This window comes from Nonomuraea antri, from assembly GCF_013283785.1.
Classification (GTDB): Bacteria; Actinomycetota; Actinomycetes; order Streptosporangiales; family Streptosporangiaceae; genus Nonomuraea; species Nonomuraea antri.
In genome coordinates this window covers 19150-32862 of sequence record NZ_JABCPZ010000115.1, presented here as the reverse complement: position 1 = coordinate 32862, position 13713 = coordinate 19150, and the positions used below count along the sequence as shown (strand labels likewise).

Below are 13713 nucleotides of genomic sequence, written 5' to 3'. Positions count from 1 at the left end.
CGCTGGTACAGGCGGACCGACAGGACGAAGAAGACGGCCGTGATCGCCAGCGGCCAGAGCACCGCCATCAGGACGGCGTGCTGCGCCACCCAGGACTCCCCGCCCCACCCCGGGTTGCCGAACAGCTGCCTGGCGGCCGCCACCGTGGACGACAGCGGGTTCCACTCGGAGATCGCGCCCAGCCACCCCGGCATGGTGGCCGGGGACACGAACGCGTTCGACAGGAACCCGATCGGGAACTCCAGGGTCTGGATGGCCACCACGCCGCCCGGGTCCTTGGTGAGCAGGCCCAGGTACATGCCCATCCACAGCAGCGAGAAGCGCAGCAGGAGCAGCAGCCCGACCGCGCCCAGCGCCCCGGACAGCGTGGCGGGCCGCCAGCCGACCGCCAGCCCGCACACCAGCATCCCGGCCAGCATCAGCACCGAGTTCAGCAGGTCGGCCACGGCCCGGCCGATCAGCACCGCCGAGGGCGCCATGGGCATCGAGCGGAACCGGTCGGTGACGCCCTTGGCCACGTCGGTGGTGACCGCGACCATGGTGGCGCTCAGGCCGAAGAGCATCGTCATGCCGTACATGCCGGGCATGAGGAAGGCGAAGTAGTCGGCGCCCTCGGGGACGTCCACCGCGCCGCCGAACAGGTAGCCGAACGCGAGCGTGATCACCACCGGGACGACCACGCCGAAGACGACCGTCATGGGCTGGTTGGCCCAGTGGATCAGGTCGCGGCGGGCGACCGTCCAGCCGTCGGACAGCGCCCAGCGCGCGCGGGTCATCGGTCCGTCGAGTGTGGTCGGGTCAGGCATGGGGGCCTCCGGCGTCGGTGAGGTTCAGGAAGACTTCGTCGAGCGTGGGCCGGCGCAGCGCGACGTCCTCGACGTCGATCCCGGCCGCCGCCAGCGCGGTCAGCACGGCGGTGAGCGTCCGCACCCGGTCGGCCACGGGGGCGCTCACGTGCCTGGTGTCCTGGTCGGTCTCGACCGGCCCGGACGTCAGCCCGGCCACGATCCCGGCCGCCTCGGGCAGGCGCGCGGCGTCGTGGATCACCACGTCCACCCGGTCGCCGCCGAGCTTGGCCTTCAGCTCGTCCGGGGTGCCCTCGGCCACCACCCGGCCGGTGTCGATGACCGAGATCCGGTCGGCGAGCTGGTCGGCCTCCTCCAGGTACTGGGTGGTGAGCAGCACCGTGGTGCCGTCGGAGACCAGGTCGCGCACCGCGCGCCAGATCTCGGCCCGGCTGCGCGGGTCGAGCCCGGTGGTGGGCTCGTCCAGGAACAGCACGGGCGGGGCGAGGATCATGCCGGCCGCCAGGTCGAGCCTGCGCCGCATGCCGCCCGAGTACTCCTTGGCCGGCCCGGGGTGCTCCAGGCCGAACCGTTCCAGCAGCTCGGCCGCCCTGGCGCCGGCCTGGCGCGGGCTCAGGTGGTACAGGCGGCCGAAGAGCTCCAGGTTCTGGCGGCCGGTCAGCAGCTCGTCGACCGCCGCGTGCTGGCCGACCAGGCCGATGTTGCGCCGTACCTGGCGGGGCTGGTCGTGCACGTCGAAGCCCGCCACGCTGGCCCGGCCGCCGCTGGGCCGCAGCAGCGTGGTGAGGATGCGCACGGCCGTGGTCTTGCCCGCGCCGTTGGGCCCGAGCAGCCCGCAGACCGTGCCCGCGGGCACCTCCAGGTCGAACCCGTCGAGCGCCGCCTTCTCGCCGTACGTCTTGCGCAACCCCTGCGCCGACACCGCCGTCATACCGCCTCCTTCGTGACTCGTACGTCGTACCGTACACAATACGGTTCAGAGAAGGCAACCGTACGGTGTACCGTACGGAGGTGTGACCGTTGAGTACTCAGGCAAGGGCGATCCGGCCCGCAGCCTCGCCCTGCTCTGGCGCACCAGCGAGCGCGCCAGCCGCAAGGGCAAGCCCGAGCTGAACGTCGACCGCATCGCGCGGGCCGCCATCGCGGTGGCCGACGCCGAGGGCCTGCAGGCCCTGTCCATGCGGCGGGTGGCGGAGAAGCTGGGCGTCGGGACGATGTCCCTGTACACGTACGTGCCGGGCAAGCCGGAACTGCTCGACGTCATGCTCGACACCGTCTACGGCGAGACCGCCAGGCCCGACGAGGTCGAGGGCGGCTGGCGCACGCGGCTGGAGCAGATCGCCAGGGAGAACTGGGCGCTCTACCTGCGCCATCCCTGGTTGTTGCAGGTGGCGGCGAGCCGCCCGGTCCTGGGCCCGAACGTGACCGCCAAATACGACTACGAGTTGCGCGCCATCGACGGCATCGGCCTGTCGGACGTCGAGATGGACGCCGTCCTGACCCTGGTCACCGGGTTCGTGCACGGCACGGCCAGAGGCGCGGTGGAGGCGGCGCAGGCCGAGAGCCAGACCGGCATGTCGGACGAGCAGTGGTGGGCCGCGCACGCGCCCTTCCTGAGCAGGATCGCCGACACCAGCCGCTTCCCCACGGCCGCCCGGGTGGGCGAGGCGGCAGGTCAGGCGCTGGGCGGGGCCTACAGCGCCGAGCACGCCTTCGAGTTCGGGCTCCAACGCGTCCTCGACGGCATCCAGGCCTTGGTGGACGACCGCGACCGCGACGCCTGAGCGATGGCGGCCGCGGCCGTCATCGGGAGCCGCGGGACCTGGGCCGGCGGCTAGTGCGCGGGCACCGCCCGCAGCCGGACGACGTGCTCGACCAGCGAGATCAGCGTCGACTTGACCGACTCCCTGTTACGCGCGTCGGTGCGCACGATCGGCACGTGCGGCGACAGCGCCAGCGCCTCACGCACCTCGTCGTCGGTGTGCGGGAACTGGCCGTCCCAGCCGTTGATCCCGATCACGAACGGCAGCTTCGCCTCTTCGAAGTAGTCGATGGCGGGGAAGCTGTCGGCCAGACGCCGGGTGTCGAGCAGCACGACCGCGCCGATGGCGCCGCGTACCAGGTCGTCCCACATGAACCAGAACCGGTGCTGACCGGGCGTGCCGAACAGGTACAGGATCAGGTCGCGGTCGAGCGACAGACGGCCGAAGTCCATGGCCACGGTCGTCGTCTGCTTGTTCGGGGTCATGCCGAGGTCGTCGATGCCCGCGGACGCGTCGGTCATCACCGCTTCCGTGGTCAGCGGGAGGATCTCGGACACCGCCCCCACGAACGTCGTCTTGCCGACGCCGAACCCACCGGCGACGACGATCTTCGTCGACGTGAGCCCCGGGCTAGAGCCTGCGAAGTCCACTGAGCACCCTTTCGAGCATGTTGAGGTCTGGCTGTCCCTGGCTGAGGCGCGGCTGGTGCAGGCGGACGAGTCCTTCGTCGGACATGTCCGCGACCAGCACCCTGGCCACCCCCAGCGGGACCCGGAGCAGGGCCGAGATCTCCGCGACCGACCGGAACGACCGGCAGAGCTGCATGATGGCCTCCTGCTCGGGGGTGAGCAGTGCCATCTCGTCGTCCGGGATGGACATGGACGAGATCAGCGTCTCCATCGCCAGGTGATAGCGCGGCTCGGAACGACCGCCGGTCACCGCGTAAGGACGGAACAGGGGCTCGTCGTCCCCGGTTCCGTCAGCGCCGTACACGGCCCTCTCCCATCAGTTCCATAACATCACCGCGTCCTGGCGGCCTGGAGTTCGGCGCGCAGCGCCGGCGTGAGCGCCTGCCCGGCCCGGTCGACCAGCAGCGTCATCTGGTAGGCCACCAGCCCCATGTCGCAGTCGGGCCCGGCGAGAACGGTGAGGACGGAGCCGTCACTGATCGCCATGACCAGCAGCAGGCCGCGCTGCATCTCGACGACGGTCTGCGAGACCGCGCCGCCCTCGAACACGCGCGAAGCGCCCACGGTCAGGCTCAGCAGGCCCGCGGAGACCGCCGCGAGCTGGTCGGCCCGGTCCGGCGGGAAGCCCTCCGAGCTCGCCAGGCATAGCCCGTCGGCCGAGACCACCACGGCGTGCGCCACCCCGGGGGTGTTGCGCACGAAATCGGTGATCAGCCAGTCGAACCGATGCGCCTCATGGCTAAGGGTAGTCACGCATCCTCCCCAGCGGGACGCTCACTCACTCTGTTCCTCCTGTCCACGTACTTCCTGGCGGCCTCGGCGCACACCCTGCTGGTAGCTGGCCATCCGGCTGCGCATCCGGTCCGCGGAGACCGGAGGCACCGGCGCCTGCCGTTGCGGCTGCTGCTGTTGCTGCGGCTGCGCGGGCTGGCTCGCGGTACCGGGAACCAGATTCGCCTTCGGGGTGCGCTTCGGGAGCCCGGCGGCGGTGATGCCGCCGAGACTCGGTTCGCTGGCCTTGGCCGCCGCCCGCCATCCGGCGTCGGCGGCCGTCCGCCATGCTTCCTCCCCAGAGGGTACGGCTTGCACGGGTATGGGCTCATCTTCGCCGGGCTCGGCCGGCAACTTCGCCTCGCCCGCGGGCTTCTCCGCGACCGGCTTCTCGCCCGGCGGCCTGCGGAACCACGCCGATTCGACGGAGGCGAAGATCGGCAGGAACTCCTCCTCCGGCTCCATCGGCGAGACCTCGACCGAGGGCGGCGGCTCGGGCTTGCGCAGCTCACCGGTGCCGTACGGGGAGGCCATCGGCGCGCCCGTCATCGGCCCGGACGGCGGCATGGACGGCGGCATGGACGGCGGCCCGGAAACAGGCCCCGAGACGGGTCCTGACGGCGGCCCGGGCGGCGGGGTCGGGAACGCGCCGTCGCCCATGGCCGGGTAGGACGGGAACGATCCCGTGGCCCCGGGGCTCGGATACGACGGGTAGGCCCCGGAGTCGAAGCTCTGCTGACGGCGGTAGGACCCGCCGTCGGTGTCGGCGGTGAAGCCGTTGTACGACGTGCCCGACTGCCCTGGACCGCTGTTGAAGGAGTCCATGCTGGGCAGCGGCGCGTCGAAGGAGCCGGTCCGCGGCCGCTTGGGGTCGAAGGAGTCGCCGCGCGGCCTGGTGCCGTCGACGGAGTCGAAGCTGCCGAACGAGCGGAACGATCCGTTCGGCGACGGCATGCTCTGCGCGGGGACGGTGCCCCCGCCGAACGCCGGACGCTGCGGCAGCGGCTGCTGCTGGGAGCCGTCCGGGATGAGCGCGGGCGGCAGCAGGACCATGGCGATCAGTCCGGCGTCGTCGCCCTTCCTGAGCTGGACCCTGATGCCGTGGCGCAGGGCCAGCCGGCCGACCACGAACAGGCCCATGCGGCGGGAGACCGACACGTCCACGACCGGCGGCTCGGCCAGGCGGCGGTTGGCCTCGGCCAGTTCCTCCTCGGTCATGCTGATGCCGGCGTCGCTGACCGACAGCAGCGCGCCGCCGCCCTCGATCATGCTGCTGGTGACGGTCACCTGGGAGTTGCTCGGCGAGAACTGGATGGCGTTCTCGACCAGCTCGGCCACCAGGTGCACGAGGTCGTTGGCGGCGCTGCCCTGGACCGAGGTGGCGCGGTGCACCCGGACCTGGACGCGCTCGTAGCCCTCGACCTCCGACAGCGCGGCGCGGACGACGTCGACGAGCTTGGCGGGCTGGCTGCGCCTGCGGGTGGCCTCGTGGCCGGCGAGGACCAGGAGGTTCTCGGAGTTGCGGCGCATGCGGGTGGCCAGGTGGTCGAGCTTGAACAGGTCGGCCAGGCGGGCGCCGTCCTGCTCGCCCTTCTCCAGACCGTCGATGAGCGAGATCTGCCGCTCCACCAGGGTCTGGGTCCTGCGGGAGAGGTTGACGAACATCGAGCTGATGTTGCTGCGCAGCTCGGCCTCCTCACCGGCCAGGCGGACGGCCTGCCGGTGCACCTGGTCGAAGGCGCGGGCCACTTCACCGATCTCGTCGTTGCCCTCGACCTCGATCGGGTTCACCTCGACCGAGGCGTCACCGGAGACGCGCAGCTTGCGCACCACGTCGGGGAGCCGGAAACCGGCGATCTCCAGGGCCTCCGTGCGCAGCCGGCGCAGCGGGCTGACCATGGAGCGGGCGATGGCGACGGTGAGGAGCAGGACGAGCAGCAGCAGCGCCAGGATCAGGGCGCCGGCGATGATCGCGTTGCGGATCTCGGCGCCGCGCAGTTCCTGGCTGCGCAGGTTCACCTGGGCGGCCAGCTTCTTCTCGATCTCGTGCAGCGTGTCGATGGTGACGGCGTTCTCGTCGAACCATTCCTTCTGCGCGTTGGCCCTGGTCGAGATCAGGTTGTCGGCGATCCTGGCGCCCGGCGCGCGGCCGCTGGCCAGGGTGATGGCGCGGGCCTTGGTGAGCTGGGTGCTGACGTACTCGGGCTTGCCGATGAGCTTGTTGGACAGCTCCAGGCCGATCGTCGCACCGGCCTCCTGGCTGACGGTGGCGATGTCGCTCTGCTGGCGGGCGTTGGAGGCGATGAACCGCTCGACCTCCTGGGCGTCGACCGAGTTCACGTTGTAGGAGGCCTTGAGCAGCAGCACGCGCTGGCGGGAGACCTCTTCCTTGGCGTGCGCGATCGCGCTCAGAGCGCGGGTCTGGCCGACGATCTGCGAGTCGTCGCTCAGCAGGGACAGCTCGTCGTGCAGGCGCAGCAGGGAGTCGTTGAGTGAGTCGTAGCGGCCGGAGAGCCTGGCGCCTTCCGCGCGGGTCCTGTCCAGCCGGCTGAGGTCGTACCTGGCCTGCTTGACCTGGTTGACGACGCGCTCGCCGTAGGAGTCGTCGATGGCCTCGAAGTCTTCGCGCACGACCTTGACCAGCTTGTCGACGGCGCTCTTGCTGTCGGTGAGCTGGTTGGAGTACTTCTTGCGCGCGGTGCGGTTGGAGGCCATCCAGCCGCTCGTGTCACGCTCCACGCCGAGTGCCTGGACCAGATCGCGGAGGTGACCTGCCTGCTCCGCCGCGGCGGCGGTGCGGTCGTAGTCGGAGATGCTCTGGACCGAGGCCACCACGCGCGCTCCCCCGAGCACGACGCCGGCGATGGTCGGAACCAGGATCAGTGCGGTGAGACGCCATCTCACGCGCCAGTTGCGCAGGCCTAGCCGAGGTAGCGACCGCTTTCCGCGGTCACGCCTCGCGGCGAGGCCGCTCTCGGAGTTCCCCGTAGTCACTGCTTTCGCTACCCCTCAATCGTCCCGTTCACCAACGGGTCATCAAGCCGTCCACAAGGTATCCGCAGCATCTGACGTACCAGGCATATCGGACACAATCGTTACAAATGTGACCGTCAGTTGTGTGCTGTTGGTTATCGCAGTGCTGCCAGCACCTGGTCGCGCACCTGCGTCCGTTGCGCGCTGTCGCTGAGGGGGCGTCCGGCGCGGTCAACCACATAGAAGACGTCCACCGCCTCCGCGCCGAGAGTCTCCACTCGGGCGGCTCTCACGTCAAGACCACACGCACCGAAAGCCCGTCCGATACGCCACAGGAGCCCCGGCCTGTCATGGGCCCTGACTTCCACCACGGTGGCCGTCGCGGAGGCGTCGTCGACCAGTGTCACCCGAGGTGGAGCCACAGGTACCCGGGGCGGGCGCTGAGAGCGGGAACGGCGGGCCAGCCGCTGCTCGATGTCAAGACGTCCGGCAAGGACGAGACGCAGGTCCGATTCCAGCGTGGCCGGGTCCGGCGGCGAGCCGTACTCGGGCGTCACCGAGAACTCGATCACCGCGGTCGAGCCCGCCGAGGCGGCCGAGGCCGAGCGCACCACGAGCCGGTGCGCGGCCAGCACGCCGGCGGCGCTCCACAGCAGCCCGACGCGGTCCGGGGCGACCACGGTGACCGCGCCGCCGTTGACGCGCACCGCGCCGCCGCCGTGCCTGGCCAGCGCGGCCTGCTCCGGCGACAGCACGGGCGCCCTGGGCGGCGGCGACCCGGACAGCACCGAGCGCACCCGGCGCACCAGGTCGGCGACCAGCCCGGCCTTCCAGGCGTTCCACGCGGCCGGGCCTGTCGCGTTCCCGTCGGCGACCGCCAGCGCGGCCAGCAGGTCGAGCACCTCCGTCGAGCCGACCGCGGCCGCCACCTTCTCGATCGTCACCGGGTCGTCCAGGTCCCTGCGCGTGGCCGTCTCCGGCAGCAGCAGATGCCGGCGCACCACCGTGGCCAGCGTGTCGACGTCGGGCCGCGGCAGGCCGATGCGGGTGGCGATGTCGCGCACCACGACCTCGCCGGTGGCCGAGTGGTCGCCGGGCCAGCCCTTGCCGATGTCGTGGAAGAGCGCCGCGATCAGCAGCAGGTCGGGGCGGGCGACCTCGCGGAGGTGCCCGGCGGCGTTCGCGGCGGCCTCGATCAGGTGCCGGTCGACGGTGAAACGGTGGATCGGGTTGCGCTGCGGCCGGTGCCGCACCCGTTCCCAGTCAGGAAGCAGTCTGACAATGATCCCCGCCTGGTCGAGCTCCTCCCACACCGGCACGGCGGCTCGTCCCGCGCCGAGAATCGACACCAGCGCGTCGCGTGCCTCCTCCGGCCACGGCACCGGCATGGGAGGCGACTGAGCGGCCAGAACCGCGACGGTCGCGGGGGCGAGCGGCAACCCGGCGTCGGCCGCGGCGGCCGCGGCACGCAGCGCCAGCACCGGGTCCTTGCGCGGATCGGCGCCGCGGGCGAGCACCACCTCCCCGCCGTGCTCCACCACCCCGTCGGCCAGCGGACGGCGGCCCCGGGGCGCCGGGCCTGACAGCAGCTTGTCAACGGTGCGCCAGGTCGCGTCGAACGCGTGCGAGATCGTCCGCCCGGCCTCGGCGAGCCTGCGCATCAGGGCCTCGGCGTCGAGCAGGCCGAGTTGCCCGGCCACGGCGTCCTGCTCCTGCAGGACGAGCCGGTCGGCGCCGCGCGCGGTCACCACGTGCAGGGCGTGCCTGACGTCCAGGATCAGCTCGTACGCCTCGCGGGCCCGCGGTCCAGGGGCCGAGGCCACCCACGCCGCGGCCACCGCCTGCATGGCCTGGACGTCACGCAGGCCGCCCCGGCCGTCCTTCAGCTCGGGTTCGAGCAGGAAGGCCAGCTCACCGCTGACCCGCAGCCGCTGGTCCGCGGACTCGCGCAGCTCGCCCAGCCGGCGCCGGGAGTCCGCGCGCCACTCGGCGAGCACGCTCTCCCTGACCTTCCTGGTCAGCTCCGGGTCTCCGGCCACATGCCTGGCCTGGATCAGGCCGAGCACGGCCTTGAGGTCCTGCCTGGCGACCGAGACGGCCTCGTCCACGGTGCGTACCGAGTGGTCGAGTCCGACGGCGGAGTCCCAGATCGGGTACCAGACGCGGTCGGCGATCCGTCCCACGTCGGGCCGGCCGTCGTGGATCAGCACCAGGTCCAGGTCGCTGCCCGGGGCCAGCTCGCCCCGGCCGAGACTGCCGACGGCGACCAGGGAGACCCGGTCGCCGTCGCTCGCCGTGCGGAAGAGTTCCCTGAGCCAGCGGTCGGTGTCCGCGGCCCGCTCCTTGCGGGCCGCGGCATAGGAACGCGCCTCACCCCTCACAGGGCCTCAGGTCCCCGCTCCCCCGTTCGCACCCGGACGACGGTGTCCACGGGGACGGACCAGACCTTGCCGTCGCCGATCTTGCCGGTGTGCGCGGCCTTGACGATGACGTCGATGACGTCGTCGGCGTCGTCCTCCTCGGCCAGCACCTCCAGGCGGACCTTGGGCACCAGGTCCACCTGGTACTCGGCGCCCCGGTAGACCTCGGTGTGCCCGCGCTGGCGGCCGTAGCCGCTGGCCTCGCTGACCGTCATGCCCTTGATGCCGAACTGTTCCAGCGCGGCCTTCACGTCATCCAGCTTGAACGGCTTGATGATCGCGGTGATGAGCCTCATGCGTCCACCTTCTTCGTGGCCGGTTTGGTGGCCGGCTTCGTGGCGGGGGTCAGCGGACCGTTCGGCGAGCTGACTCCGGAGGAGTAGATCGTGCCCAGGTCGTACCCGGTCTCGGCGTGCGTGGTGACGTCGATGCCGGTCTGCTCGTCCTCGGCGGAGATCCGGAAGCCCATCGTCCTGTCGATGATCTTCCCGACCACCCAGGTGACGACGAAGGAGTAGCCACCGACCGCGACCGGGCCGAGCACCTGCAGGCCGAGCTGGGTGAGCCCGCCCCCGTAGAACAGGCCCTCGTTCTGCTGCTCCAGGAAGGGGTAGGCGGCCAGGAAGCCGAGCGAGACCGCGCCGACGATGCCGCCGACCAGGTGCACGCCGACCACGTCGAGCGAGTCGTCGAAGCCGAGCCGGTACTTCAGCCCGACCGCGTAGGCGCAGATCGCACCGGCCAGCAGGCCGATGACCATGGCGGCCCACGGGTCGACGAAGCCGCAGGCGGGCGTGATGGCGACCAGGCCGGCCACCGCGCCGGAGGCCACGCCGAGGCTGGTGGCGTGCCCGTCGCGAATCTTCTCGACGACGAGCCAGGCGCCGGCCGCGACGGCGGTGGCGATCTGGGTGTTCATGAACGCCAGGCCGGCGGTGCCGTCCACGGCGAGCTCGGAGCCGGCGTTGAAGCCGAACCAGCCGAACCACAGCAGTCCGGTGCCGAGCAGGACGAGCGTGAGGTTGTGCGGGCGCATCGGCTCCTTGCGCCAGCCCTGGCGCTTGCCCAGGACCAGGGCCAGGGCGAGGGCGGCGGCGCCGGCGTTGATGTGGACGACCGTGCCGCCGGCGAAGTCCTCGATGCCGAGTGCGTTCAGCCAGCCGGTGCCCCACACCCAGTGGGCGACGGGGAAGTAGACGATCGTCGCCCAGATGACGCTGAACAGCACCCAGGCGCCGAACTTCGCCCGGTCCGCGATCGCGCCGCTGATCAGCGCCACCGTGATGATGGCGAACGTCAACTGGAAGGCGGAGAAGACCAGGCTCGGCATGCCGGTGCCGTCGTCCTTGGTGGCCGTGTCCACGAGGCTCTGCAGCCCGAGCGCGTCGAAGCCGCCGACGAAGTTGTTGAGCAGCGAGCTGCCGTTGTCGGTGAAGGCCAGGGAGTGGCCGAAGAGCACCCAGGCGACGGTGACGGTGATGATGGCCGCGAACGACATCATCATCATGTTCAGGACGCTCTTGGCCCTGGTCATGCCCCCGTAGAAGAACGCGAGGCCCGGAGTCATCAGCAGCACCAACGCGGTGGCCGCCAACATCCAGGCTGTCGTGCCGCTATCGATCTTCACGACGCGACCCTCCTTACATGTGACGTGTGGCCACAGCGTGTTCTCCCCCCGTTTCGTGGCTCGACCAGGCGTGTTTCGCACCGGTGAATCTCGCCGTACGGGTGTTTCTAGTACGTTTCGGGCGTCTCACACCGCTGATTCGGCCCTCGCAAAGGGGCCTGGTGAGCCCGCAAGCTAGACTTAGGCTTGCCTTACCTAACTGATCAAGGAATGACTCATGCGTCTCCGCCTGGCCGCCGCCATGCTCCCCCTCCTCGCCCTCACCGCCTGCGGCACCGCCACGTCCGCCGGTGAGTCCGGCCCGACCAGGACGATCAAGCACGCCATGGGCGAGACGAAGGTGCCCATGACCCCCCAGCGGGTGGTCGTGCTCGACACCGACAAGCTGGACACCCTCGTGACGCTCGGCCTGTCGCCGATCGGCGCCGCGCAGGCCGGCGAGAGCCAGGCGTGGCCGAAGTACCTCGGCTCCGCGCTGTCGAACACCAAGGCCGTCGGCACCCTGCAGCAGCCGAACATCGAGGCCATCATGGCCCTCAAGCCCGACCTCATCCTCGGCTCGAAGTTCCGCCAGGCCGCCTTCTACGACAAGCTCAGCAAGATCGCGCCGACCGTCTTCACGGAGAAGGTCGGCATCACGTGGAAGGAGAACTTCCTGCTCGACGCCGACGCGCTGGGCAAGAAGGACCAGGCCACCAAGCTGCTGTCGGACTACGAGACCAGGGCCGAGGGCGTGGGGTCGAAGTTCGCGAAGCTGAAGGTGAGCATCGTCCGCTTCATGCCGACCGAGATCCGCATGTACGGGCCCGAGTCCTTCAGCGGCATCGTGGTCGGCGGCGACGCGGGCATCCCGCGGCCCGAGGTTCAGCAGCTCGCGAGCCAGCCGGACAAGCGTTTCGGCAAGCTCAGCCAGGAGAACATCGGCCAGGCCGACGGTGACGCGGTCTTCTACAGCGCCTACGGCGAGGCCGCGGCCAAGTCGCAGGCCGAGGTGACGGCCGGGCCGCTGTGGAAGAACCTGAACGCCGTCAAGTCGGGCAACGTGCACAACGTGGACGACGAGATCTGGATGCTGGGCATCGGCGTCACCGCGGCCGGCAAGATCCTGGACGACCTCGAGAAGTACCTCGCGCCGCTGGCCTGAGGCGTTTCGGCCTAACCGGCGGCCCAGAACCGGCGCAGGTGCGGGACCAGCTCGCCGGCCCGCTCGTCGGGGAAGAACAGCCGGCCGCCGTCGATCTCCACGATCTCCCGCACGCCGGGCAGCGTGTCACGCAGCCAGCGGGCCCAGGAGAGGTCGAAGAAGCCGTCGTCCGTCCCCCAGACCACCAGCGCGGGGACGGGCAGCACGGTGAGCAGCGGCTCGATCGCGACCAGATCCTTGGCGTCGATCCCGGCCAGCATGCGCTCGAACGCCTGACCGCCGCCAGGCTTGGTGAGAACGGGCCGCAGGTAGTTGTCCACCAGCGCCACCGGGTCGTCGATGCGCTGGTAGAACGGGCCGAACGCGACGGCGGCCAGGCTCTGCGGGTCGTCCAGCATGGCGGCCAGCAGCGGGGCCAGCTCGCCCCTGGCGGCCTGCTCGACGACCGGCTTGAACGCCTCGGGCGGCGCGTTGGTGTGCACCTCGCAGTTGGTGAGCGTGAGCGTGCGCAGCCGCTCGGGGTGGCGTACGGCGAACAGCTGGGCGATCGCGCCGCCGGTGTCGTTGGCGACCAGGTCCACCCGGTCCAGGCCGAGCCCGGCGCACACCTCCTCGACCACCTCGGCGAGCGCGGTCAGGGACATGTCGTCGCGCGGCGCGCTCCCGCCGTGCGCCGGCAGGTCGATCGCCACGCACCGGCGCTCGCCGCGCAGCTCGGCGATCACGTTGCGCCACAGGTACGAGCTGGTGGCCGCGCCGTGCACGAACAGCGCGACCGGGCCGCGGCCCTCGTCCACGTAGGAGATGCCGTCCATTGGTGTTCCTCCTTCGACGATTACAGACCGACTGTCGGTCTATGAAATTACCGACTGACGGTCGGTCTGTCTACAGTGGAACCCATGAACCTCAAGGCCGAACGCGGCGCGGCCACCCGCGACAAGGTCCTCACCATCGCCACGCGCCTGTTCGCCGAACACGGCTACGACGGCACCTCGATCGAGACCGTCCTGCAGGAGTCGGGCCTGAGCCGGGGCGCGCTCTACCACCACTACGCCGGCAAGGACGCCCTGTTCGAAGCCGTGCTCGAAGCCACGGAATCGGCGGTCGGCGGCAAGATCCGGCAGGCGGTGCGCGGCATCGCCGACCCGGCCGAGGCGCTGCGCGCGGGCACGCTGGCCTGGATCCGGCTCGCCCGCGACCCGGTCGTCCGGCGGATCGTGCTGATCGACGCGCCGGCGGTGCTGGGGTGGGAGCGGTGGCGGGCCATGGAGGAACGGCACGCGTTCGGCATGCTCAAGGCCGCGCTGGCGGCCACGGGGGCGGTGCCGGCGGCGTACGTGGACCTGCACGCGCACATGCTGCTGGCGGCCATCAACGAGAGCGTGCTCCTGGTGGCCATGGGCGGCGACCAGGAGACCGCGGAGTCGGCCGTCGAGGAGTTCCTGCGCCGCCTCCTGCACACCCCCTGAGCCCCCGGCTCATGAGGGGCGCCGGGGGCTCAGGCGGGCGCGCTAAGACCG

The 13713-nt window shown here is 71.0% G+C and carries 13 protein-coding genes; 3 read left to right on the top strand and 10 right to left on the bottom strand.

Annotated features, from left to right (window positions below; genetic code table 11):
* Together HII36_RS31605 and HII36_RS31600 are read right to left on the bottom strand one after the other, a co-directional pair.
* Positions 1 to 806, bottom strand: an 806-nt coding sequence (locus tag HII36_RS31605) for an ABC transporter permease (RefSeq protein ID WP_236004050.1), incomplete at its 3' end; no start/stop codon positions are given.
* Positions 799 to 1737: an ATP-binding cassette domain-containing protein gene (locus HII36_RS31600; protein WP_173526943.1), complete on the bottom strand. Its 939-nt coding sequence runs from the start codon at positions 1735 to 1737 to the stop codon at positions 799 to 801. The genes HII36_RS31605 and HII36_RS31600, both read right to left, overlap by 8 nt.
* 82 nt (positions 1738 to 1819) lie before the next feature.
* Between HII36_RS31600 and HII36_RS31595 the strand changes: the two genes are divergently transcribed.
* Positions 1820 to 2590 carry a TetR/AcrR family transcriptional regulator C-terminal domain-containing protein gene (locus HII36_RS31595; RefSeq protein WP_173526942.1) on the top strand — a complete coding sequence of 257 codons (771 nt, stop codon included), beginning with the start codon at positions 1820 to 1822 and terminating at the stop codon, positions 2588 to 2590.
* 50 nt (positions 2591 to 2640) lie between these two features.
* On the opposite strand, the gene HII36_RS31590 is transcribed toward HII36_RS31595, so the two are convergent.
* The 7 genes from HII36_RS31590 to HII36_RS31560 form a co-directional block, all read right to left on the bottom strand.
* Positions 2641 to 3219, bottom strand: coding sequence for a GTP-binding protein (locus HII36_RS31590; RefSeq protein WP_173526941.1), 579 nt, complete (start codon positions 3217 to 3219; stop codon positions 2641 to 2643).
* Positions 3200 to 3562 (bottom strand): DUF742 domain-containing protein, encoded by a 363-nt coding sequence (locus tag HII36_RS31585; protein WP_173526940.1) that lies wholly within the window; start codon positions 3560 to 3562, stop codon positions 3200 to 3202. Before HII36_RS31585 ends, HII36_RS31590 begins: the two co-directional genes overlap by 20 nt.
* 26 nt (positions 3563 to 3588) lie before the next feature.
* Positions 3589 to 4011, bottom strand: coding sequence for a roadblock/LC7 domain-containing protein (locus HII36_RS31580; RefSeq protein ID WP_173526939.1), 423 nt, complete (start codon positions 4009 to 4011; stop codon positions 3589 to 3591).
* A gap of 21 nt (positions 4012 to 4032) precedes the next feature.
* Positions 4033 to 6933, bottom strand: a complete 2901-nt coding sequence (locus HII36_RS31575) for a sensor histidine kinase (RefSeq protein WP_173526938.1) — start codon at positions 6931 to 6933, stop codon at positions 4033 to 4035.
* A 224-nt stretch (positions 6934 to 7157) separates the two neighbouring features.
* Positions 7158 to 9383 carry a [protein-PII] uridylyltransferase gene (locus tag HII36_RS31570; protein ID WP_173526937.1) on the bottom strand — a complete coding sequence of 742 codons (2226 nt, stop codon included), beginning with the start codon at positions 9381 to 9383 and terminating at the stop codon, positions 7158 to 7160.
* Positions 9380 to 9718: a P-II family nitrogen regulator gene (locus HII36_RS31565; RefSeq protein WP_173526936.1), complete on the bottom strand. Its 339-nt coding sequence runs from the start codon at positions 9716 to 9718 to the stop codon at positions 9380 to 9382. Before HII36_RS31565 ends, HII36_RS31570 begins: the two co-directional genes overlap by 4 nt.
* On the bottom strand, positions 9715 to 11049 hold the full coding sequence (locus tag HII36_RS31560; RefSeq protein WP_328807971.1) for an ammonium transporter: 1335 nt from the start codon (positions 11047 to 11049) through the stop codon (positions 9715 to 9717). The genes HII36_RS31565 and HII36_RS31560 overlap by 4 nt, the downstream gene beginning before the upstream one ends.
* Before the next feature lie 217 nt (positions 11050 to 11266).
* On the opposite strand from HII36_RS31560, the gene HII36_RS31555 reads away from it, so the two are divergent.
* Positions 11267 to 12193 (top strand): ABC transporter substrate-binding protein, encoded by a 927-nt coding sequence (locus HII36_RS31555; RefSeq protein WP_173526935.1) that lies wholly within the window; start codon positions 11267 to 11269, stop codon positions 12191 to 12193.
* Between the two features lie 11 nt (positions 12194 to 12204).
* Here the strand turns inward: HII36_RS31555 and HII36_RS31550 are convergent, their stop codons facing one another.
* Complete coding sequence (locus HII36_RS31550; RefSeq protein WP_173526934.1) at positions 12205 to 13008, bottom strand: alpha/beta fold hydrolase; 804 nt, start codon at positions 13006 to 13008, stop codon at positions 12205 to 12207.
* An 84-nt stretch (positions 13009 to 13092) separates the two neighbouring features.
* Here HII36_RS31550 and HII36_RS31545 point away from each other — a divergent pair, with 84 nt between their 5' ends.
* Complete coding sequence (locus HII36_RS31545) at positions 13093 to 13662, top strand: TetR/AcrR family transcriptional regulator (protein WP_173526933.1); 570 nt, start codon at positions 13093 to 13095, stop codon at positions 13660 to 13662.
* The last annotated feature ends 51 nt before the right edge of the window (positions 13663 to 13713 follow it).

Excerpts from the sequence above, each read along its gene's own strand:
- HII36_RS31600 (WP_173526943.1), bottom strand. The coding sequence starts at position 1,737 with ATGACGGCGGTGTCGGCGCAGGGGTTGCGCAAGACGTACGGCGAGAAG.
- HII36_RS31565 (WP_173526936.1), bottom strand. The coding sequence starts at position 9,718 with ATGAGGCTCATCACCGCGATCATCAAGCCGTTCAAGCTGGATGACGTG.
- HII36_RS31555 (WP_173526935.1), top strand. The coding sequence starts at position 11,267 with ATGCGTCTCCGCCTGGCCGCCGCCATGCTCCCCCTCCTCGCCCTCACC.
- HII36_RS31550 (WP_173526934.1), bottom strand. The coding sequence starts at position 13,008 with ATGGACGGCATCTCCTACGTGGACGAGGGCCGCGGCCCGGTCGCGCTG.
- HII36_RS31545 (WP_173526933.1), top strand. The coding sequence starts at position 13,093 with ATGAACCTCAAGGCCGAACGCGGCGCGGCCACCCGCGACAAGGTCCTC.